This window comes from Maribacter zhoushanensis (assembly GCF_029350975.1).
Lineage (GTDB): Bacteria > Bacteroidota > Bacteroidia > Flavobacteriales > Flavobacteriaceae > Maribacter > Maribacter zhoushanensis.
On record NZ_JARKMR010000003.1, the window covers coordinates 412,795 to 435,963 of the forward strand.

The window sequence follows — 23,169 nt, forward strand, 5'->3', positions numbered from 1 at the left end:
TGTTTGTTTTGTTATTTAGTTAGGCGATACTGAAAATACGTTTCCAGCTTTTTTTCTTAGGGCTAATATTCTTATTGAAATTAGCATTGTATTTGGCGATAATTTCATCCTCATAGAGTTTAAAGAACTCAGGATCGAAATTGGCATCTTTTAAATAGGTCATTACATGGTCAATATCTTTGTTTTCTGTTAACCATTGATCAAAAATTTCATGTCGCATACGAATACCAAAGGTGTTGATGCCTAAGAACTGATGACTGTCTTTATCAAATGCAACTGTTATACATATCTTTTCAGAAGCGTGGCGCCAGTGAAAATGGTGTTCATTATCTTTTTTGCTACGTTCGCTAAAAACCCAACCATAGGTTTGGTATTCTACATCTAAAAATTTAGCGGAGTTGAACCAATGACCAGGGTTGTATTCTCTTGGTTTGCCGCAAATAGTTTGTGCTAGAGCTTCGCCCATCATTCTACCGGTATACCAAACAGCCTCAATTGGTCTTCTGCTACCAATACCTTCATGTTGCTCTGCACAGTCGCCAATTGCGTATACATCTTTTACGTTGGTCTCTAAAAAACGGTTAACCTTAACACCTCGACCTAATTCAATGCCAGAATCTTTAAGGAAATCTATATTAGGAGCAACACCTGCAGTTAAGCCAACTACATTACATTCAATGGTTTCGCCTTTATCTGTAACTACAGCTTTTGCACGCCCATTTTCATCAGAAATTATTTTTTCAAGGTTGGTGTCAAGTTGTAGGTCAATATGGTGTTCTAGAATATGCTCGTTGATCATGGCAGATTCTCCGGCGGGTAAAACACCGTTCCAAAAGCTTTTTTCACGTACTAAGAAAGTAACCGGTATTTCACGAGAACGCAACATCTCTGCCATTTCTATACCAATAAGTCCGCCGCCAACAATAACAGCACGGTTACATACCTTATTATTAGGTGCATTTTTCTCAAGCATTTCTAAATCTTGTTTAGAATACAGACCTTGTACACCTTTTAAATCTTGACCGGGCCAACCAAATTTGTTGGGTTTAGACCCAGTTGCAATGATCAGTTTATCATATGATATGGTAGAGCCGCCTTTTAAAAGAAGTTTCTTAGAGTCGGTTTCCACTTTTTCTACAAATCCGTTGACGAGTTCTATTCTGTTTTTCTTCCAAAACCAATTCTCGTAAGGTTGTGTGTGTTCAAATTTCATGTGCCCCATGTATATATACATTAATGCGGTACGGGAAAAGAAGTAGTCACTTTCTGCAGAAATAATGGTGATCTTTTTGTCTGATAACTTACGAATATGTCGAGCTAAAGTGACCCCAGAAATGCCATTACCAATAATTACTATATGATCCATAAAATGCTTTTGTTGATGGTTGTGTCGGTAATAAAGGTAAGAACTTAACAGCCTACTTTTAATTTAGAAAGATTATAAACTTGTTATAACTCTGTGATACTTTTAACCGTAGTTTGCGTTTTAATCTTATTAAAACGGATTTGTAACACGCAGTAAATCAGTATTTAATTGGCTTGAAAATTTTAAATAAAATAAATTATTTTTTTTGAGAAGTGTATGTTTTTGTAAAACGCCACGACCTATACAATCTCAAAAGTGATACTAAAATTAAAATAAGATGAATAGAATTTTTATACAGACGTTGTTTTTCCTTTTTATAGTTACTAGTGTTTCTGCACAAGATGTAGCTACCTTTTTCAGTAAGAGCGATAGTTTTTTTAAGGAGAACGTTGTTAATGGTAAAGTAAAGTACGCAGCTATTAAAAGTAATCCCGATGCTTTAAATGAGATATTGAATTCTGCTAAGGGCATATCGGTTTCAAAATCTAACGCTGCAACATATCAAGCTTTTTGGATCAATGCTTATAATCTACTTGTTATAGACGGTATCGTTAAGAATTATCCTTTAAAATCCCCTCTAGATGTATCGGGATTTTTTGATAAAACAAAACATGAAATTGCAGGGAAGACCATTACCTTAAACGGAATAGAGAATGATTTGTTGAGAGCGCAGTTTCCAGCTGAACCAAGATTCCATTTCGTATTAGTATGCGCAGGTTTAGGATGTCCGCCAATTATTAACGCCGCTTACAAGCCAAACCTGTTAGATGGTCAGTTGCAGAAGCAAACCGTTTTGGCAATAAACAATCCTAACTTTATAAAAGTAAATAAAAATAAAGTTCAGATTTCACAATTGTTTGAGTGGTACAAAGGAGACTTTGAACAAAAAGGAAGTACTGTAGATTTTATAAATACCTATAGAAAAGAACAATTACCAGATAATGCAAAAGTATCTTACTACACTTATGACTGGTCTTTGAACGAAGCTAAATAATCAACTAAGAATTTTAAAAACCTAAAAATGAATATTTTAATTAGAAATTTATTTCTTGCAGTGGCTTTTTGTGCCTTATTTAAAGGGTATGGCCAAGATAGTCTGCAACAGAAAAGTAATATACGGCAGTACACACCATCTAAACTGGTAGGTCAAGGTCAGTACGATGTAAAGTGGTTTAATAATTTATACACACAAACCGAAAGCACATTTACAGAAGGAGAAGAGCCAAGACAAACTTTTTTCACCTCTACATTAGAAGGGTATACCGGTGTCGGTACCAATAAAAGGTGGAATGTTGGTGCAATTCTAGAATTCAGGTCAAATGTAATTGGTGATAGAAGTGCATTAGATGTGTTTAAGTTTGATGGGGAAAACAACACTGCTAGATCAGGACTTACATCCATTGCGCCATCTGTAAAATTTGTACCTATCGCATCGGTAAGTAATTTTTCTATCCAAAGTTCATTTTTTATCCCATTGGTAGATAATGAAACCGAAAACGGAGTGTTTTTAGACCAAAAAGGATATATCTGGCAGAATAGATTCTTTTATGATTATACTTTTCCAGGTGATAAATGGCAACTTTTTAGTGAAATCAACTCAGAATTAAGTTTCGGTGATAAGGAAGAAAGCTTTGCTAACAACAGTTTAAACCTTAGTCCAGGTTTATTTCTTAGTTATTTTCCCTCAAATGAGTTTACGATTTTGGCATTAGCACAGCATTCTCAACGTTTAGATTTGGGAAATAATTTTACACAAGATTTTACTGCCTTGGGCGGCGGGGCAAAATATCAATTAACAAGTGCTTTGAACCTAGAAATACTGTATACCAACTTTGTACGTGGTAATAATACAGGGCTAGGGCAAACCTTTAATTTAGGATTAAGAGGAATATTTTAAAAAATAGTTTGAGTGTTCTTAAAAGAGCCTTTTGTTGTAAAACAAATAGGCTCTTTTTTGGTATTTATAGGTATGCTTTTGAACTATAATTGATTACACCCATAATTTGTTCTATATTGAAAACCTTAGCGCTAAATTTATATAGGTTAAGATATGAGTGTTTGAAAAAATGAATACAAAAACGTTACCATTTCTATTGTTAATGCTTGTCAGTTTCATAATGAAAGGGCAAGAATTGACGGTGGCAGAATTGCACTTTTCTGGAGCAAAGCAAACCAAAACATCTTTCATTGAAAACCTTGTAGATGTACAGAAAGGTATGATGTTAGATTCTGTACTTATAAATAGAGATATACTTCGTTTAAAAAGGTTGCCCTCTATATCTCATGCTTATTTTAACGTCACTGTTTTACCGAATGAAACCTGTAGCTTAGAGTATGTAATTGAAGAAAATTTTACATTAATTCCGTTCGCAAATCTCTTTAGTTCATCAAATGACAATTTTGCTTTTAGGGTAGGGCTGCAAGAGTTCAATTCTTTTGGGCGTAATATCACCTTGGGCGCCTTCTATCAATATGATAATTATAGCTCGTTTGGGTTAAGTGTTAGAGCGCCATACCTGTTTTCTAGTAAATTAGGTTTAGCAGTAAATTATAATGATTTTACGACTCTAGAGCCTGTGTTTTTTCAAGATGATACTGCGGACTATAAATATAGCAATACCGGTTTTGAACTGTTAGGACTGTATGAGTTCAATTTTAAAAATAGAATGGAATTGGGCTTTAGTTTTTTTACAGAAGACTACCAGTATGTTGAAGGCGCAACCGGTGCAGGTGTTCCTTTGAATTTAAACGTTGATAAGCACTTATTCAAGTTCATTTATGATTATAACAGTTTGGATTATTTCTATCACTATTTAGAAGGATTTAGAAGTCAGTTAAATTTGCAATATGTAGGTAGTACCAATGCAAATTTGCCGGAGTTTTTGATAGGGTTTAATGATTTTACGTATTTCAAAAGAATAGGCGATAGGGGTAATTGGGCAAACCGGCTTCGTTTAGGTCTTGCAAGTAATGTTGATAGCCCGTTTGCACCATTTACGGTAGATAATAATTTAAATATTAGAGGCGTTGGTAATACAATAGATAGAGGTACTGGTATGATTGTTTTAAATACGGAATATCGTCAAACCTTTATAGATAGAAATAAATTTGTATTGCAAGGCAACATATTTGTTGATGGAGGTACATGGCGAAACCCCGCTGGTGGTTTTGATGACTTATGGAATAGTGAAAATATAAGAATCTACCCAGGGGTTGGATTACGATTTATGCACAAGCGAATTTTCAATGCTATTTTTAGAATAGATTACGGCTACGGAATCACTAAAGATGGGGACAACGGAATTGTCTTTGGTATTGGACAATATTTTTAGCAATCTTTGTGCTGAATTAGAGGTCATAAATGTATTATGGCATAGACCTTGTGCTTGGTAATAAGATGAAAAACAAGAACTTTTTAGGTGTAATATGTTTGTTTTTAGGTGTTTTTTGCTTTGGGCAAGATTCGCTTAAGACCATTACGGCAGAACCTGGCGACGGAATTTTATCACTTTTGAGAAAACAAGGAGTAGATCCGTATGAAGTGTTTGATGAATTTGTGGCATTGAATACAGATAATTTAAGAGACAGTGTTCACTTAATTGCAGGCAGAACTTATGTGATGCCGCTAATAAAGTTAGATACTGTTACTATTGTTGATTCATTGCAGATTCAGGCGAAAGAAGTAAAGGAGATAGAGCGCACTTCTTATGATATATTCGGAGAGAAATATAAAACCGTACTTACAAAAAGTAAACGCTTAGAAGGTAATGTGTATTATTTGGTAAGTGGTCATGGAGGTCCTGATCCAGGGGCTATGGGTATGTATGCTGGTAAGGCCATAGCGGAAGATGAGTATGCTTATGATATAACATTGCGTTTGGCAAAAGAATTAATGTCGCATGGTGCAGAGGTGTATATCATTATTCAAGATGAGAACGATGGTATTAGAGATGAGCGCGTGTTAGAAATTGACCATGATGAAGTGGCATATCCAGATAAAACAATTCCTTTAAATCAGTTAGCGCGATTAAAACAACGTGTAGATATTATTAATGACCTATATAAAAATAACAGAGGTAAATACCAGCGTTTGATCGTAACTCATGTAGATAGTAGAAGTGAAAATCAAAATATAGATGTTTTCTTTTACCATCACGAGAAAAGCAAGAATGGGGAGAAACTGGCAGAAAGCATTCACAAAACTTTCGGAGCCAAATACAAAAAATATCAGCCTAACAGAACGTATTCGGGTACTTTTGAAGATAGAACATCGCTTTATTTAGTAAAGAAGACCCACCCTGCTATGGCATATATTGAGATAGGGAATATTAGAAATAAAAAAGATCAGGTCAGAATTCTTGATCCAGATAATCGTCAGGCGCTTGCTAAATGGATCAGTGAAGGGGTATTGTTAGATTTTGAAGGGGAATAGGTTAGGCAGCTATATGTTTTAAATAATATTGATAAAGCTCTTTTGGTTTAGCACCCAAATGGTGTTTTAAGTGAATCATGCCAAAATGATACTGTAATCTAACCGTGCCTCGTTCTTCGTACCTTCGTGCAGAGGTAGTGATAGCGGAAGAAATAATTTTAAAAGGTTTTAGCTTGTAAACTCTTCTAATAAATTCATTGTCTTCATAAATAACATAATTTTCATTGAAGCCATTGAGTTCGTGAAATAGTTTGCTGGTTATAAATAATGATTGATCTCCGCCACGACAAATTTGATGGTTAATTTTTGTGCACCAGCTAAAGAATTGTAAAAAAAGACTATTGCTGTTAAAGCGCATTTGAAAACAACCTACCTCAAAACCTCGGTCAATTTCATTTAAAATATCGCTATCAAAATCTTTTGGAGGTAAAGAATCTACATGTAAAAAATAAAGAACATCTCCAGTAGCTTGTGCCGCACCAAGATTCATTTGTTTTGCACGCCCCTTATTGCTGTTAATAACCGTTGCTCCATGTTTTTGAGCATTAGCAACGGTGCGGTCGGTACTACCACCATCAACCACAAGTATTTCTTTTATACGGTTGCTACCCGCATTGGTAGAGATGGCAAAAAGTACATCTTTAATGTACTTTTCTTCATTCAATACCGGAATGATAATACTTATGGTTGGCTGGTGAGTACTCATAAACTATGTTTGTTTTTATGTAGTAGAATACCAGAAATCCTTACAATTGCTTAATTAATTCTTGAAATAACTTCACCATTTTAGGTTCTGTCTTTTCGGCAATAGAAATAATTTCGCTGATATCAACGGGTTTTAGATTGTCTGGGTCGCACTCGTCCGTCAAAACGGAAACCGCAACAATGGGTAGAGATAAATGATTTGCAACAATAACTTCAGGTACGGTACTCATACCAACGGCATCTGCCCCAATTAATTTGATCATTCTGTACTCTGCCCTAGTTTCTAGTTGGGGACCTACAACAGAAGCGTACACACCGCTTTTTAATGATATATTATGTTCTTTGGCAATAGCGGTCAATTTGTTACGCATATCTACATCATAAGGTTCTGACATGTCTGCAAAACGTTCGCCGAATTCACTAACTCCTTTAAATGCTAGGGGAGAACCACCTTGCAGGTTAATATGATCCTCAATCAACATCATATCACCTTTTTTGTAATCAAGATTTACTGCACCAGCTGCATTAGAGATAAACAGTTTTGAAATACCTAACATGTGCATTACACGAATAGGGTAGGTAATGTCTAAAAAGTCATAACCTTCATAAAGGTGAAAACGACCTTGCATAACAACTACTTTTTTTCCGGATATGGTTCCGTAAACTAATTTGCCGGTATGAAATTCTACGGTTGCCAAAGGAAAAAATGGAATGTGGTTGTAGTGTGCGTCAATAGGGTCTTCTACACTGTCTACTAGTTTACCTAATCCTGTACCTAGAACAATACCTATTTCTGGATTGTCAAAACCTTTGTTTTTAAGGTAGTTTACAGATTCTAAAAGTTCATCTTTCATCATAAGTTTATATGTTTTAAAAAGGGTTTAAAGGCGTCAACATCCTTTATGTCCTCGTAATAATCTACATCGTTTTTTGTTTCTAAAAGAGCGGTAGTCTCATTTTTAAGGTCAGCTAAAGTATCTTTTAAAACGGTTTCTGTACCCCAGGTTTTATTTTTAAAAAGCTCGGGCATAAATTTTTTCATACCAAGTAAATAGTATCCGCCATCTTCAGCAGGTCCTACGACAAAATCATTTTTCTCTAAAGATTTAAAAGCATTTTCTAAATCTTCTTGAGATAGGTCTAGCATATCGCTACCAATGATAATGATCTTTTGGTATTCGTTTTGAAAGCCTTCTTGAAAGGCATTTGCCATACGAATACCTAAGTCCTCACCTACTTGTATTTTTTTATCAAATTTGTGGTTGTCCCAAATATCGTTTTCCCAAATTTCTTCAGAATAATACACTTGTTTTTCAGCATATAGATTTTTGGTGATAGACACGGTGTGGTCTAATAAAAATTTATAAATATCATAAGCCGCTTGATCACCAACGGTAGCCGCTAAGCGTCTTTTACCTTTGCCCAATTCTGGGTTTCTAGTAAAAATCAGCAAAAGGTTATTTGAATTTGCGAGGGTGAAATCAATAATTTTCTCGTCTTTTTCAGTCTTATTGTTCAGTAATATTCCCAATGTAATTTCTTGATTTTTCTAACTCCTAGTTAGTATACTTTAATTCCTTCCTGTAAAAGTTTACCCCAATGTTTGCTAAAAGCGTGAACGCTGTCAGTAACAACTTCTTTGTCGTTAAAAACTTGACCTCCTTTATTTTTCCAATCAAAAATACCGCCGTACAAGTTTAATACTTTGGTGTATCCTAATTCTTTTAACTGTTCGCCAATATCTTCTGATCGTACCCCAATAGAGCAATAAACGATTATAGGTTGCGATTTATTAGGTATAGTTTCTAATACCTTTTTCTCGTTGAATTTTTTATAACCTACCCAAACAGCATTTTTAAGATGACTGACTTCGAATTCTTCTTTTTCTCTAGTATCTAAAAAGGCAATAGAATCTGTTTCTGGTAAATTTCCAAAATACGCATAAGGTATAGTGCCTTGGTTCCAAGTGCTCAAAGCCTTGGTGATTTTGTCTTGTCCAAAGCTGTCTTTAGGAAAAGATAATAAGACTAAAGAACACAAAATTAATTTAGAAATTAGTATTTTCATTGCTACAAAGGTACTATAATTACTAATGAAGAAGTATCTGTATAAAAGTGAATTTATGGTTAAAACTTTACAAAATAAAGGCTTAAAAGTATTAGTTTTATTAACTGTTGTTTCAATTTTTAATTGTAAACAAGAAGTAAAACAAGATGTTGTTCAAGAAGATTTAGAACCAACAGGATATTATGTTGAGCCTTACAGATCCCAATATCATTTCACACCGGAAGAAAAATGGATGAACGATCCAAACGGACTTGTTTATAATGATGGTGTATATCATTTATTTTATCAATACTATCCAGATAGTACTGTTTGGGGACCTATGCATTGGGGGCATGCGGTAAGTGAAGATATGATGGAATGGAAACATAAGCCAATTGCACTTTTTCCTGATGAGCATGGTCTAATATTTTCAGGTAGTGCCGTAATGGACCACAATAACACTTCAGGATTTGGTACGGAAGACAAAACTGCAATGGTGGCAATTTTTACCTACCATGATATGGCGGGTGAGCAAGCTGGTACAAAAGACTTTCAAACACAGGGTATTGCCTATAGCTTAGATAATGGTGATAGTTGGACCAAATATGAAGGAAACCCAGTTATTGACAATACGGGAATTAAAGATTTTCGAGATCCAAAAGTTTTTTGGAATGACAAAGCTGAGGTTTGGACTATGCTTTTGGTAGCAGGAGACCATTTACAAATATGGAATTCGCCTAATTTAAAGGAATGGAAAAAGGTTAGTGAGTTTGGTAAGGACCAAGGAGCACATGGTGGCGTGTGGGAATGTCCAGACCTGTTTCCGCTACAAATTGAGGGTACAGATGAGATAAAATGGGTGCTTTTGATAAGTATAAACCCAGGTGCGCCAAATGGAGGTAGTGGTACACAATATTTTATAGGAGATTTTGACGGTACAACATTCACTACCAATCAGGTAGAACACAAATGGGTAGATTTAGGAAGAGATAATTATGCAGGTGTAACCTATAACGATGCTCCAAATGACGAGCGTGTATTCATAGGCTGGATGAGTAATTGGGACTATGCAAGAGATACGCCGACAGAAAAATGGCGTAGTGCCATGACGGTGCCAAGATTGTTGACCTTGCGTAAACTAGGTGATGAAGTAACGTTGTTTAATTATCCTTTAGAAAGTTTTGAGAAACATGTTGCTCTTGCCTACCCAGAAAGTGTAATAGAGATTCTGCCTACTAGAAAGAGAATTTTGCCATTGAAATATGGTAATCAAAGTAAAACAAAATTCACTTTGTCCGTACCAAACGCTCAAATGTATTTTAGAAACAAAAATGGCGATAGCTTAAGCATAGATATTGATAGAGATAAAAAGATAGTGACCTTGGACCGAAGAAAATCAGGTAAGGTAGATTTTAGCGAGAAATTTACTCCGGGTGTTCAGCAAATGAAAATTCCGAATATTCCTGAGGGTCCTATTGAGATAGTTATGCTTTTGGATCACTCGTCTTTAGAGCTATTTATAAACGGCGGGCAGTATGTAATGACAAATCAGATTTTTCCTAATGAGTTTTTTAGGGCATTGACCATAGTAAATAATTCAGAAGAGAAATTAAAGATAGAAGATTTTACCGAGCATAAAGTAGAGCGTGTTTGGGATTAAGATCATTTTTTCAATAGGTTCTTTTTAATGTGGGCTCTCAGTCTTATGGATATAACCATATGTAACTTGTACAATGCTGTAATATTAGTTGTTTTGTAAAAAAAAAGAGCTTTTTTAAACATGCCCTCGTGTTATTAGAAGAGTAAAAAATTTCGTCAATATTTCGATAACTATATTGATTCAAGTGGCGTCCTAGGCTGTTTTTGACTTTAGTGGGTCAAAATTCAATTTAAATTTATTGTAGAATTAGTGAGTTGTAGATATGCTTCTTAGCAGGTCCTATGTATTTTTGTAATGCATTAGGTAGGTATGTAAAACAAAAAAATCCTTACCGTTAAGTAAGGATTTATTGTGGTGCCTCCAGGAATCGAACCAGGGACACATGGATTTTCAGTCCATTGCTCTACCAACTGAGCTAAGGCACCATGCTTGCTGTAAGCGGGTGCAAATATAATTTCAATTTTATGATTTCCAAACTAAATCGTAAAAAAAGAAAAATGTTTTTTTAATTTTTAATCTTTGCAACATGAATTTAATAATTGATGCGGGTAATACAAACGTTAAGTTAGCGATCTTTAAAAAGTCGGAAATAATTCATTTAGAGACTGTTGTTGTCGATTTGTTTGTAGAGGCAGTAAAAAAAATCTTCAAAGAATTTCCGAAAATAGAATTTTCAATAGTTTCTAGTGTTGGGTCACTTTCAAAGGAACAAATGAAGGTTGTAGCTGTTTTTTGTGACTTGCATGAGCTTTCAAACACCTCAAAAGTGCCATTTAAGAACTCATATGCATCACCACAGACCTTAGGTGTTGATCGTTTAGCTTTGACAACGGCGGCATATTATTTTAATCCGCATCAAAATAATTTAATAATTGATGCAGGTAGTTGTGTTACTTATGATATGTTGAATGATTTTGACGAATACTTGGGCGGAGCTATATCACCGGGAGTGCAAATGCGCTATAAGGCCATGCATGAACAGACGGCAAAGTTGCCGTTGCTCGAGAAAAAAGAGTTGTTAGACTATATTGGTAATACAACTGAGAACTGTCTTCACAGTGGGGTTGTAAATGGAATAACGCTTGAAATAGACGGTGTCATTGATCTTTACAAAGCTAGATTTGAAAATTTAACAGTTATTTTAACCGGTGGAGACACACTATTTTTGTCTAAACGATTAAAAAATACCATATTTGCGGATTCCAAATTTCTCCTGAAAGGGCTTAATTATTTGCTGGAATACAACAAGCACTAAATGATCAGAAAAATTGTAATTGCAATTGTATACATTACCACTGTTGGTATGTACGCTCAAGATGGTACTGTTTCTCCTTATTCTTTTTTTGGAATAGGTGATTTAAGGAATGAAAGTACGGTAGAAAATCAAATGATGGGAGGTATTGGCGTCTATGCCGATAGTGTTCATATCAATCTAAAAAACCCGGCCGCTTTTGGTAAGTTAGGTCTAGAGGTAATGGACCGTGAAGGTTTGGTTACATATACTGCGGGTGTCTCCAACAAACAATACACACTTAAAAGTTTTACTGAAGAAGAGCAAAGCTCAATAACCAGTTTAGATTACTTGGCATTAGGTTTTAGTGTTGGTAAAGGTTTGGGTATGGGTTTTGGTATTATGCCCTATTCATCTGTTGGTTATAATTTGGTCGATGAAAGAACCGTTTCCGGTAATTCTTTGGTTAATGTATATTCTGGTGAAGGCGGATTGACGAAAGTTTTTTATTCCGTAGGATATGAAGTAGTAAAGGATTTAAGCATAGGTGCTACTGTAAATTTCAATTTTGGTACATTAGAAAGTGAACGATTACAACAAATAGACGATGTGCAGTTTGGTACTTTTGATAGAAGAAGTTCAAGGGTAAATGGGTTCGATTTTAATTATGCCTTAAATTATTCTCCTATAATTAAGGGTAGAAATAGACTTCATACTTCCATACGTGTAAATACCCAAGGTAATTTAGTGTCTAAAAATGACAGGCAGTTAGGTTCTTTTTCTGTGTCAACTGGAGGTACAATAGAAGAGCTTGAGGTAAACTTAGATGCACAGAATTTAAAAAACACAGAATTAAAAATACCTACAGCTACGACATTGGGTATTGGTTACGGTGAAGATTATAAATGGTTTATAGGTGCAGAATATAGTTTTCAAGAGATGAGTTCTTTTGAGAATGCATTCTTAGGTGCTGATAGTATAGCATATGAAGATGCAAGTTCATTTGCTTTTGGTGGTTTTATTACACCTGAACATGGTTCATTTTCAAGTTATTTTAAACGAGTAACTTACCGCGCTGGATTGCGTTTAGATAAGACCGGTATGTTAGTGAACGATGTTGATATAAATAACTTTGGCATAACTTTTGGATTAGGCTTACCACTGGGACGAAGTTTCTCGAATCTTAACTTAGGTTTTGAATTTGGTAGAAGAGGAACAACAAGAGCTAATTTGATAGAAGAGAGCTATTTTAAATTTAATGTAGGTTTATCATTGAACGATCGTTGGTTCCAGAAAAGAAAAATCAATTAATAAAAATTTAGTACATTAACCATTTTAAAAAGAGAAAACATGAAATCGAAACTTTACTTCACGGCAATAATGTTCCTAGGGATGATGGGAGTGAGCAATGCGCAGGCGCAAAACCCTGAATGTATGACTAACTTGTCCATTTTTTCTGAGCATTCAAAAGTTAAAAATTATGACGCGGCCTATGAGCCATGGAAAATGGTTTATGAAACTTGTCCACAATTAAATAATGCTATCTATGTATATGGTGAACGTATACTTAAAGATAAGATGAAAAAGGCAACAGGTGCTGATAAAGAACAATTTGCTAATGACCTTATGGGTCTTTATGATAATAAGTTAAAGCATTTTTCATCTAAGACTAGCCCAGGTGAAACTGAAGTTGATAAGGCTTTGGTTATGTATGATAATAAAATGGCGGACGATGCTAAAATGTACAGCATGTTAAGTGATGCTTTTGCAAAAGATAAAGAGAACTTTACAAACCCTAAAGCTTTATATATCTATTTCTCTAGTTTGGTTGATGAGCATAAAGCAGGTAGAAAAGATTTGCAAGAAGTTTTTGATGTATATGATGCGGTTACTGAAAAAATAGAAGTTGAAAACGAAAAAATTACTGGTAAAATAGCAAAGTTATTACCTAAGGAAGAAGCAGGTACTTTGACTTCAAAAGAAAAGTCTCGTTTAAAAGCTTACAACTCTTATTCTGGTGCTTATGGTAAGATTGCCGGTAGTATAGATTCTAAATTAGGTCCTTTAGCAGATTGTAGTAACCTTATTCCTCTTTACCAAAAGAGTTTTGAGGAGAAAAAAGGTGATGTTGTTTGGGTAAAAAGAGCGGTAGGTCTTATGTTCAACAAAGAATGTACAGATGATCCGTTGTTCCAAAAATTATTTGAAGCACAATTAGCTTTAGATCCATCTGCTGATGCTTATGTATATGGTGGAACTTTGAAAATGAAGAATGGAGATAGCTCAGGTGCACTTGCTGATTTTGATAAGGCATTGTCTTTAGAAACTGATAATGATAAGAAATCTAAGATTGCTTACAAAGTAGCTGTAATTAATAAGAGAAAAGGTAGCAAGTCTACGGCACGTAAATACGCTCAGAAAGCAATTGATGCAAACCCAAGTAACGGTCGTGCTTATTTATTGATCGCTAACTTATATGCAACAAGTGCAAACAGTTGTGGTACATCTGCTTTCGAAAAGAGAGCTATCTACTGGAAAGCTGCAGATATGGCAAGAAAAGCGGGTAGAGTTGATCCATCTTTAAGTGGTTCTTCAAGTCAAGCTGCAAACAGCTATAGCTCAAAAGCACCTTCTAAAGAAATGATCTTTAGTTCAGGTATGGCTGGTAAAACTGTTACTTTCAACTGTTGGGTTGGTGGTAGCGTGAAAGTACCTTCTTTATAGAAAAAATGATACAGATTAAAAATTTTAAAGGCATTGCCGTGGTATGTACCATGGCAATGCTTTTTTTATCTTGTAAAGATGATTACAAGAGGGTAGGTGAAGAAGCGCCAAAAAAGGTTTATCCTAGAAGTGTGGCAGAAAACTTCGTAGCTACTTATACCGAATCTCCTGAAAAATTAGGGTCTGAAGATGAGGGTTCATCAAAGGTTCTGGCGATACTTTCTGGACCAATTAGAAATGATTTTGAACAATTGTCTTTTCCGTATCAAACCTTCCCTGATGGTCTGTTAGTGGAGATTTTCAACGAGAAAAATGAAAAAACAATTATAGAGGCAGATTACGGCGTGCTGTATTCTAAGACTTCTATCGTAGATTTGCGTGGTAATGTGTTGATAAAAAGTGATGATGGTAAGAAATTGTCAACATCTCAACTGTATTACGATCGTGGTAACGAGTGGGCGTTTACACAAGAAAAATTTACATTTACCAATCCGGATGATGGAACGGTAATGGATGGTGAAGGAATGGATATTCAAAAAGACCTTAAGTTTTTAAATGCTCATAAAACTTACGGACTTATGTTGATTAAAGAAGATAAAGAACAAGAGAATGATTAATATTTTAAGGTATACAGAATACTTATATGTAATAGTAGCTGGATTTTCAATTTTCAGAATTTTTACAGATTGGAATACGGATAGAACTACGGCTTACTTTTTTATATTTTTTGCCATAGTTTCTATTGGTATGTTCTTGTTTAGAAGAAACTACAGAAAAAAATTCGAACAACGTAAACGGGATAATCAAAACAAATAGTGGGTACAGCCGGTATTATCATTATACTTTCCTTGATTTTTTCAGCATTTTTCTCAGGAATGGAAATTGCCTTTATCTCTGCGAACAAAATCCACATTGAAATAGAGAAAAAACAAGAAGGATTTTTGGCTATGGTATTGACCAGGCTAACCAAAAAACCATCTAAATTTATTGCCACCATGCTTATTGGTAACAATATAGCCTTGGTTATCTACGGTCTTTTCATGGGCGATGTGCTTATGAATTGGTTTACGGGTATTGCACCAGATAACGCGTTCCTAAAGTTATTGATTACAGATTTTAGTCTGTTGACCCAGACGTTGATTTCTACTTTTGTTATTTTGATAACGGCAGAGTTTTTGCCCAAAGTGCTGTTTCAAATTTACGCCAATAACCTATTAAAGTTATTGGCCATTCCGGCATTTTTATTCTACATTTTATTCTCGTTTATATCAGACTTTATAATTTGGATTTCTGATTTTATATTGAAATATGTTTTTGGAACATCTGGAGATGAAGTTCAATTGGCGTTCAGTAAATTAGAATTGGGAGATTATATTACAGAACAGATGGAAACGGTGGAAGAGGAAGATGAAGTAGATACCGAGATTCAAATTTTTCAGAATGCATTGGAATTTGCCGCTGTAAAAGCGCGTGAGGTTATGGTGCCTAGAACGGAGATTGTAGCCGTAGAAATGCATGAAACGCCTAAGAACTTGGCAAAACTATTTACAGAGACCGGTTATTCTAAAATATTGATTTATAATGATACGGTAGATAATGTAATAGGGTACGTGCATTCTTACGAGCTGTTTAAAAAGCCAAAGACAATTAAAAGTATTTTATTGCCTGTTGAGTTTGTGCCAGAAACAATGCTTATTCAAGATATATTGAACGTTTTAATTAAAAAGCGAAAAAGTATTGCGGTGGTATTAGATGAATATGGCGGTACATCAGGTCTTGTAACTGTTGAAGATATTGTAGAAGAGCTTTTTGGGGAGATAGAAGATGAGCATGACACTACAGATTTAAGGGAAGAGGTTGTTGATGAGCGCCACTTTCTGTTCTCTGCAAGGTTAGAGGTTGATGATATCAATGAAAATCACAAATTAAATTTACCGGTATCAGATGAATACGAGACCTTAGGCGGTCTTTTGGTACATACCTTAGGGGAAATTCCAGATAAAGAAGTAGAGCTTACCATAGCATCTTATAAGTTTACCGTGCTAGAAGTTTCTAACACTAAAATAGATTTAATTTCTATTGAAGTTTTAGAAGAGGAATAACAGCGCATTAATCAATAAATTAGGTGGCTTTTTAGTTTTTATTATTTCAATTAAAAATGGTAGTTTTGCCTCCCAATAACCACAAACGATTATTTTAAACGTTAATTAGAATGGCAGTATTAGAAAATATTAGGAAACGTACAACAGTGTTGATCTTGATTATAGGTTTGGCGCTTTTTGCATTTGTTATTTCTGGGGTTTTTACCAGTAGCAATTTTGGAGGAGAAAAAGTAGGCTCGTCAGTAGCCGAAATTAATGGAGAAGATATTTCTATTGATGAATTCAGACAAGAGGTTGAAGTAGCTTCTAACAGAGTTGGTCCAACTACATCTTCAATGCAAGTTGTAAACCAAGTTTGGGAGAACAAGGTTAGAAAGACAATCTTAGGTGAGCAGTTTGAGGATTTAGGTATTGGTATAGAGCAAGATCAGATTGTAGATTTTCTAAGAACTACCGGTTATGCACAGAATCCTCAGTTTCAAGATCAAAATGGTCAGTTTGATGCAAACATGTTCAAACAAACTGTTGCAGATTGGAAAGTGAACAACCCTGCACAATATGATGCTTGGTTGCAGACGGAAGAGGAAATCATTCAATTGGCAAAAGAGCAAACATATTTCAATATGGTGAAAGCGGGAGTTGGTGCTACATTGAAAGAAGGTGAGCTAGATTATAAATTAGCTAATGAAAAAATGGATATTAAGTATGTAAGAGTACCTTATACTTCTATTCCGGATAGTACCATTAACGTTACTAAGAGTGAAATTGCTGATTATGTAAATAAGCATAAAGAAGAATATAAGCAAGATCCTGCTAGAGATTTACAGTACGTTTACTTTCAAGAGAAGCCATCTGAGGCGGATCAAAAAGCAATTAAAGATGAAATCACTAAACTTTTAGATGATACTATCGAGTACAATTCTCAAACAGATCGTAATGATACTATTAGAGGGTTTAGAAATACAACAGATGTTGCTGCATTTTTAGATAGATATTCTGATACTAAATTCGATACTATCTACAAGGCTAAGAAAAATTTACCTTCTAGTGTTGCAGATACGCTTATGAGTTTAAATGTTGGTCAGATTTACGGTCCTTACAAAGATGGTGATTCGTACAAGCTTTCTAAAATGATCGCTAGAAAACCAAATGGTTCTGTTAAAGCTAGTCATATTTTGTTGGCTTACACTGGTGCAACAAGAGCAAACCCTGCTGTAACTAGAACAAAAGAAGAGGCGGAAGCTAAGGCAAAAGAGTTATTGAGAGAAGCAAGAAAATCTGGTGTTGTATTTGCTGAGTTGGCAAGAGATAACTCAGACGGACCATCTGCACCAAACGGTGGAGATTTAGGATATTTCCAAAGAGGAGTTATGGTGCCTAAATTCAATGATTTTGCATTTAATAACAATGAAGGTGCAATCGGTTTGGTTGAAACTGATTTCGGTTTTCACGTAATAAAAATTGATGATAAAGAAGATGTAGTTCAAATAGCAACTGTATCTAGAGAAATTGTTCCTTCAGAAGAAACAATCAATACATTGTTTACAAGTGCTACCAAGTTTGAAATGGAAACTACAGAAGATGAAAGTGCATTTTCAACATTGGCTAAGAAAGAAGAATACGTTGTTCGTCCTGTAAATAAGATAAAGGCTTTAGACGAAAACCTTCCAGGATTAACAAATCAGAGAAATATAGTTCAGTGGGCATTCAATGCTGATACTGAAGTTGGTGATGTAAAAAGATTTAACATCAACAATGGTTACGCTGTTGTTCAGTTAACGGGTAGCTATGCTGAAGGTGTAATGAGTGCTGAAGATGCTTCTATACTTGTATTGCCTATAATAAGAAAAGAGCGTAAAGCTGCACAGATTATCGCCGCTAACAAGGGTAAAGATATGAGTGCTATTGCTGCTGATAACAGTGTAAGTATTTCTAATGCTTCTGCACTTACTGTAAAATCACCGACAATACCTGGTGCAGGTAGCGAGCCTGTAGTAGTAGGTACTGCTTACGGTATGTCTGCTGGTGCAACTTCAGGGTTGATTCAAGGAAACACTGGTGTTTTTAAAATTGAAATCGTGAAGAAAACAGAAGCTCCTAAATTAGATAACTACAGTGTATATGCTAATGCTTTGAAAACTGGAGCAGCTAGTCGTGTTAATACTGAAGTTTATAATGCGTTGAAAGACGGTTCTGAAATTGAAGATAAAAGAGCTACATTTTACTAGTAGTTTCTTTAATATTTATATAAAAAAGAGCATCCATTTTGGATGCTCTTTTTTTATAATATCATTTTTGAATAAGGGAGTATTGTTTCGTATCCTTTATTCTTGAAGTATAACATGTTTTCTTCCGTTCCTGTAGCTAGTATAAAATCTCCGCCCCAAGCTCCCAAGCTTTTAATAGTTCTAGGATAGTCAGGAAAAAGAGATTCTTTGATGGTAGAAATTTGAAGTGTTTCCGATAAAATAGCCTCGTGTTCGTTCAATAAGTTTTCGAATTCAGCTATGGTAGTACACTTCTGTATATTTTCAGTGATAACGTCAATCTTGGTTATCAGTTCCTCTTTATTTACATATAAACTTCTGTAGTTGCTAATGGCATCTCTACTATTCTTCTTTTGGTTCAGATAAACAAAGAACAGCTCATCTTTAAAAGACGGATTAAAATTAACTTCATCAACTATTGGCTCATAGTTGTTTCTTTGATAGGTAATTGTAGAGTTGTGCGTAGCGCATGCAATGTCATATCCGCTACCACCAAATGTAGCTTCTAATAATAGATATGGGTTTACGCCTGCCCACTTTGCCATATTGGCTATTAATGTAGAAGAAGTGCCCAATCCCCAATTCATAGGGAAAGTAACTTTAGTCTCTATAATACTGTTCTCTGATATTGTAGATAAGAAGTCTGGGTTTAGTCGTTTGGTTTCGGTCAAAATTTGCTTTAACCGATCAGATGTAGCTTCATCGGTGGTTGTTACAGTTTTAAAATCGACCTTAGAAAATTCGGCATAAAACCAAGTATCATCATTTTCGTCAATGCCAAACCAATGTATAGTTTCGGTATTCTTATTTCTAAGTTTTAATGACTGCCCAAATTTTGTTGGTAAAGCTAATCCCTTAGCTCCGTCAAGAATGGCATATTCTCCAGTGAGTAATAATTTTCCGTTACTGTAAAAATCCTTCGTCATCATATAAAAATTACTTTCTAATAGTACTTAATTGAATTTCCACACCGTGATGAGTAACCGGGTTGGTTTTAAAATGTTCCACCAAAATTGCTTTTTCATTTTCATTGGCTCCAAGTTGGTTCAAGATATTTAAAAGGTGCATTTTCATATGTCCTTTTTGAATTCCTGTAGTAACTAATGAGCTTACTGCGGCAAAGTTTTGTGCTAATCCGGCAACGGCAACAATTTGCATTAGCTCTTTAGCAGATGGGCGCTGTAGCATTTCTAAATTCAGCTTCACAAGAGGGTGTAAATTTGTAAGTCCGCCAACGGTACCTAAAGCCAAAGGGAGTTCTATCCAAAATTTAAAAATGCCATTTTCAATTTCGGCATGGGTGAGGCTGCTATATCTTCCGTTTCTACATGCATAGGCATGTACACCGGCTTCAATGGCCCTAAAATCATTCCCTGTAGCCAATACGACCGCATCAATGCCGTTCATGATACCTTTGTTATGTGTAACGGCGCGGTAAGGTTCAATTTGAGCAATTTTAATTGCCTGTATTATTTTTTCTGCAGTGTGTTGTGGAGTTAATTCTGCCGATAGATTTAAGTCGTCTACGGGGCAGCTAATTTCTGCGCGAACAGTACAGTTAGGAACATAGTTAGACAGTATGCTCATTACAATTTCTACATCTTTCTCTTGTGCGGAAAAATCAGCATACTTGGTGGCTTCTTTTTTCAACGTTGCAGCAAATTGCTCTAGACAACTGTTGATGAAGTTGGCGCCCATGGCATCTTTGGTTTCAAAAGTGGCGTGCAATTGAAAATAATTAGCCAGCTCATCCGTCTTATCTTTTAAAACTATATCTGTAATACCACCACCTCTTTTTTCCATGCTAGTGGTTAAAGAAGCACTTTCTGCAATTAAGATAGGTTTTAGGTATGTGAAGAAAGGATTTAGTTTTTTGGCGTCACCTTTAAACATGAAATGTACTTGACCTACTTTTTCCGTACCAAGTATCTCTGCTTTAAATCCGCCTCTATTTAACCAGAACTTAGCAGCTTTGCTTGCCGCGGCAATTACAGAACTTTCTTCAATTGCCATTGGTATGGCATATAGTGTGTCATTGATCAAAAAATTGGGAGCAATGCCCTGTGGTACGTATAGATTGGTAATGGTGTTTTCTATAAACTCGTCATGTAGTTGTTGAACACTTTTATCTTGGTTCCAATACGTCTGTAAGATTTTCTTTGATTGAGCTGTGTTTTGTGTAAAATTCTCTGTAACCCAGTCTATTTTTTCTTCTTTCGTAAGCTTCGAGAAACCACTTATCGGTTTGGTCATTTAGGTATAACTTTCTACTAATATTCAATGTTGTGTACAAGTGGCGATTCAGAAAAATACCGCACTTTGTTACGGTAGTAAAGATACGCATATTGGCAAGAATCTTTTTTAGATGGTTAAAGCGTTAAAACCACTTTCTTTTTCATGTTAAAGCGTGTTTTTTTGAGGAAATAGTGGTAAACTTGAGAGATTTAACAAAATTCACTTATAAATGAGAAAAACACACTTAATTGCGTTGATTTTACTTTCATTCAGCGTATTTACTTGGGCACAGGAAAAACAGATACAAGTTTCTGATATTTATCAAGGAGCTTTTAGAACAGAAGGTATGGATGCTCTCAGATCCATGAAGAACGGCACTCAATATACCGTTCTAAATACCAACAGATTCAGCCAAACCTCCACGGTTGACAAATACGATTACAAAACATTAGAAAAAGTAGGTACCGTAGTTTCATCTGCAGATTTAGCTGATATTCCTTCGTTTTCATCTTATGTCTTTAGTTCGGATGAGAAAAAGGTATTGCTTTCAACTGAAATAGAGCCAATATTTAGGAGGTCAAAACTTGGTGTTTATTATGTGTATGACATAGCTTCTAAAAAAGTAGTTCAGGTAAGTAATGAAAAGATTCAAGAACCATTATTGTCGCCAGATGGTAGCAAAGTAGCATATGTAAAAAATAATAATATTTTCATTTTTAACATTGCTTCCGGAGAAACTAAACAAGTTACCGAAGACGGTGTAAAGAATAGTATTATCAATGGTGTTACTGACTGGGTGTATGAAGAAGAGTTTGCTTTTGTTCGTGCTTTTGAGTGGAACGCAGATGGTTCTAAAATTGCCTTTTTGCGTTTTGACGAAACAAATGTACCAGAGTTTTCTATGGATGTTTACGGTACAGGACTATATCAACAACCACACGTATTTAAATATCCAAAGGCAGGTGAGAACAACTCTATAGTTACGTTACATCTTTTAGATGTTGCCAGTGGTGAAATTACTGCTGTAGATACAAATAAGGCATACTACATTCCACGCATTAAATGGATGAACCATAAAGATATGCTGAGTGTTCAGACTTTGAACAGGCACCAAGATCATTTGACCATGTATGCAGTAAATGCCAAAAACGGGAAGGTTGCTGTTTTATTGGAAGAGAAAGATGATGCCTATGTTGACATTACCGACAACCTCACTTTTTTAGAAGACGATAGCTTTATCTGGACAAGTGAAAAAGATGGTTATAACCATATTTACCTATATGGTGAAGATGGCAGTTTAATGAACCAGATTACAAAAGGAGACTGGGAAGTAACCAAGTACTATGGTTACGATCAAAACGAAGACAAAATATATTACCAATCTACTGAGAATGGTTCTATAAATCGTGGTGTATATAACATTAGTAGTGGTGGTGATGATAAAGAAGCTTTGGCTGCGAAAGAAGGAACGAATAATGCTAAATTTAGTACTGATTTCACTTATTTCATAAATACATTTTCAAGTGCTGAAACTCCGCCAATTTATACATTACATCAAGCAATAAATGGAAAGAAAGTAAAAGATATTAAGGATAATAATCAGCTTTTAGAAAGCTTAAAAAGCTATGCTGTAAGTTCTAAAGAATTCTCTACAATATCAATTAATGGTAATGATCTTAATATGTACATGATCAAGCCAAAAGATTTTGACCCATCAAAAAAGTATCCGTTATTTATGTATCAATATAGTGGTCCTGGATCTCAAAATGTAAGCAATAGCTGGATGGGAGCTAATGACTACTGGCATCAAGGTTTAGTGGCAGAGGGCTATATTGTTGCATGTGTAGATGGTCGTGGAACCGGATTTAAAGGAAGAGATTTTAAGAAAGTTACTCAGAAAGAACTAGGGAAATATGAGGTGGAAGATCAAATAGCTGCTGCTAAAAAGTTGAGTGAGCTACTTTATATAGATGCAGATAGAACAGGTATTTGGGGTTGGAGCTATGGTGGCTTTATGTCTACCAATTGTATTTTAAAGGGTAATGATACTTTTGAAATGGCCATTGCGGTTGCTCCGGTAACATCATGGGCTTTTTATGATACGATCTATACGGAACGTTATATGCAAACTCCACAAGAAAATCCAAGCGGTTATGATGACAACTCGCCATTCAATTATCCGCAATTATTAGAAGGTGATTATTTGTTGATACATGGTACGGGAGATGATAACGTACATGTGCAGAATTCAATGCGTATGATCGAAGCTTTAATACAGGCGGATAAACAATTTGATTGGGGGATCTATCCAGATAAAAATCATGGAATTTACGGTGGAAATACAAGAATTCACCTATTCAATAAGATGACCAATTTTATAAAAGAAAAACTTTAATCAAAC

20 protein-coding genes and 1 tRNA gene are annotated in these 23,169 nt (G+C 35.2%); 13 read left to right on the top strand and 8 right to left on the bottom strand.

Annotation, left to right across the window (positions count from 1 at the left end; translation table 11 throughout):
* Positions 1-19 precede the first annotated feature (19 nt).
* Positions 20-1,366, bottom strand: coding sequence for an NAD(P)/FAD-dependent oxidoreductase (locus PXD56_RS12175; RefSeq protein WP_276493622.1), 1,347 nt, complete (start codon positions 1,364-1,366; stop codon positions 20-22).
* A 277-nt stretch (positions 1,367-1,643) separates the two neighbouring features.
* On the opposite strand from PXD56_RS12175, the gene PXD56_RS12180 reads away from it, so the two are divergent.
* The 4 genes from PXD56_RS12180 to PXD56_RS12195 all read left to right on the top strand — a co-directional run bounded on the left by PXD56_RS12180 (position 1,644) and on the right by PXD56_RS12195 (position 5,798).
* Complete coding sequence (locus PXD56_RS12180; RefSeq protein WP_276493623.1) at positions 1,644-2,360, top strand: DUF547 domain-containing protein; 717 nt, start codon at positions 1,644-1,646, stop codon at positions 2,358-2,360.
* Positions 2,361-2,387: 27 nt separating this feature from the next.
* Positions 2,388-3,263 (top strand): hypothetical protein, encoded by an 876-nt coding sequence (locus tag PXD56_RS12185; protein ID WP_276493624.1) that lies wholly within the window; start codon positions 2,388-2,390, stop codon positions 3,261-3,263.
* Positions 3,264-3,432: 169 nt separating this feature from the next.
* Positions 3,433-4,698, top strand: coding sequence for a BamA/TamA family outer membrane protein (locus PXD56_RS12190; RefSeq protein ID WP_276493625.1), 1,266 nt, complete (start codon positions 3,433-3,435; stop codon positions 4,696-4,698).
* A 65-nt stretch (positions 4,699-4,763) separates the two neighbouring features.
* The gene (locus PXD56_RS12195) at positions 4,764-5,798 is read left to right on the top strand and encodes an N-acetylmuramoyl-L-alanine amidase family protein (RefSeq protein ID WP_276493626.1); all 1,035 of its coding nucleotides are present in this window, start codon (positions 4,764-4,766) and stop codon (positions 5,796-5,798) included.
* 1 nt (position 5,799) lies between these two features.
* Here PXD56_RS12195 and PXD56_RS12200 read toward each other — a convergent pair whose 3' ends face one another.
* From PXD56_RS12200 to PXD56_RS12215, 4 genes are read right to left on the bottom strand one after another with little or no spacing between them, the layout of a single operon-like run.
* A complete protein-coding gene (locus PXD56_RS12200) occupies positions 5,800-6,504 on the bottom strand; it encodes a TIGR04283 family arsenosugar biosynthesis glycosyltransferase (protein ID WP_276493627.1) in 705 nt (234 codons plus the stop codon).
* 40 nt (positions 6,505-6,544) lie between these two features.
* Positions 6,545-7,360 carry a purine-nucleoside phosphorylase gene (locus PXD56_RS12205; protein WP_276493628.1) on the bottom strand — a complete coding sequence of 272 codons (816 nt, stop codon included), beginning with the start codon at positions 7,358-7,360 and terminating at the stop codon, positions 6,545-6,547.
* Positions 7,357-8,034 (bottom strand): TIGR04282 family arsenosugar biosynthesis glycosyltransferase, encoded by a 678-nt coding sequence (locus tag PXD56_RS12210; protein ID WP_420828448.1) that lies wholly within the window; start codon positions 8,032-8,034, stop codon positions 7,357-7,359. The genes PXD56_RS12205 and PXD56_RS12210 overlap by 4 nt, the downstream gene beginning before the upstream one ends.
* Positions 8,035-8,063: 29 nt before the next feature.
* Positions 8,064-8,570, bottom strand: a complete 507-nt coding sequence (locus tag PXD56_RS12215; protein WP_276493629.1) for a rhodanese-like domain-containing protein — start codon at positions 8,568-8,570, stop codon at positions 8,064-8,066.
* Between the two features lie 55 nt (positions 8,571-8,625).
* Here PXD56_RS12215 and PXD56_RS12220 point away from each other — a divergent pair, with 55 nt between their 5' ends.
* The gene (locus PXD56_RS12220; protein ID WP_276493630.1) at positions 8,626-10,209 is read left to right on the top strand and encodes a glycoside hydrolase family 32 protein; all 1,584 of its coding nucleotides are present in this window, start codon (positions 8,626-8,628) and stop codon (positions 10,207-10,209) included.
* A gap of 352 nt (positions 10,210-10,561) precedes the next feature.
* On the opposite strand, the gene PXD56_RS12225 is transcribed toward PXD56_RS12220, so the two are convergent.
* Positions 10,562-10,634, bottom strand: a tRNA-Phe gene (locus PXD56_RS12225).
* Between the two features lie 101 nt (positions 10,635-10,735).
* Between PXD56_RS12225 and PXD56_RS12230 the strand changes: the two genes are divergently transcribed.
* From PXD56_RS12230 to PXD56_RS12260, 7 genes are all read left to right on the top strand, one after another.
* On the top strand, positions 10,736-11,464 hold the full coding sequence (locus tag PXD56_RS12230; RefSeq protein ID WP_276493631.1) for a type III pantothenate kinase: 729 nt from the start codon (positions 10,736-10,738) through the stop codon (positions 11,462-11,464).
* Positions 11,465-12,751, top strand: coding sequence for a BamG family beta-barrel-assembly machinery protein (bamG, locus tag PXD56_RS12235; protein WP_276493632.1), 1,287 nt, complete (start codon positions 11,465-11,467; stop codon positions 12,749-12,751).
* Positions 12,752-12,790: 39 nt separating this feature from the next.
* Complete coding sequence (locus tag PXD56_RS12240; RefSeq protein WP_276493633.1) at positions 12,791-14,164, top strand: tetratricopeptide repeat protein; 1,374 nt, start codon at positions 12,791-12,793, stop codon at positions 14,162-14,164.
* A gap of 5 nt (positions 14,165-14,169) precedes the next feature.
* Entirely contained in the window at positions 14,170-14,781 is a 612-nt protein-coding gene (gene lptC, locus PXD56_RS12245; protein WP_276493634.1) for an LPS export ABC transporter periplasmic protein LptC, read from the top strand.
* Entirely contained in the window at positions 14,774-14,980 is a 207-nt protein-coding gene (locus tag PXD56_RS12250; protein WP_276493635.1) for a hypothetical protein, read from the top strand. The genes lptC and PXD56_RS12250 overlap by 8 nt, the downstream gene beginning before the upstream one ends.
* Before the next feature lie 59 nt (positions 14,981-15,039).
* Complete coding sequence (locus PXD56_RS12255) at positions 15,040-16,266, top strand: hemolysin family protein (protein WP_420828450.1); 1,227 nt, start codon at positions 15,040-15,042, stop codon at positions 16,264-16,266.
* 110 nt (positions 16,267-16,376) lie between these two features.
* A complete protein-coding gene (locus tag PXD56_RS12260; protein WP_276493637.1) occupies positions 16,377-18,494 on the top strand; it encodes a peptidylprolyl isomerase in 2,118 nt (705 codons plus the stop codon).
* A 53-nt stretch (positions 18,495-18,547) separates the two neighbouring features.
* Here PXD56_RS12260 and PXD56_RS12265 read toward each other — a convergent pair whose 3' ends face one another.
* Both PXD56_RS12265 and PXD56_RS12270 read right to left on the bottom strand, forming a co-directional pair.
* A complete protein-coding gene (locus tag PXD56_RS12265; RefSeq protein WP_338088458.1) occupies positions 18,548-19,462 on the bottom strand; it encodes a GYDIA family GHMP kinase in 915 nt (304 codons plus the stop codon).
* Positions 19,463-19,469: 7 nt separating this feature from the next.
* On the bottom strand, positions 19,470-20,786 hold the full coding sequence (locus PXD56_RS12270) for a hydroxymethylglutaryl-CoA reductase, degradative (protein ID WP_276493638.1): 1,317 nt from the start codon (positions 20,784-20,786) through the stop codon (positions 19,470-19,472).
* A 211-nt stretch (positions 20,787-20,997) separates the two neighbouring features.
* Between PXD56_RS12270 and PXD56_RS12275 the strand changes: the two genes are divergently transcribed.
* Positions 20,998-23,163: a S9 family peptidase gene (locus PXD56_RS12275; RefSeq protein ID WP_276493639.1), complete on the top strand. Its 2,166-nt coding sequence runs from the start codon at positions 20,998-21,000 to the stop codon at positions 23,161-23,163.
* The last annotated feature ends 6 nt before the right edge of the window (positions 23,164-23,169 follow it).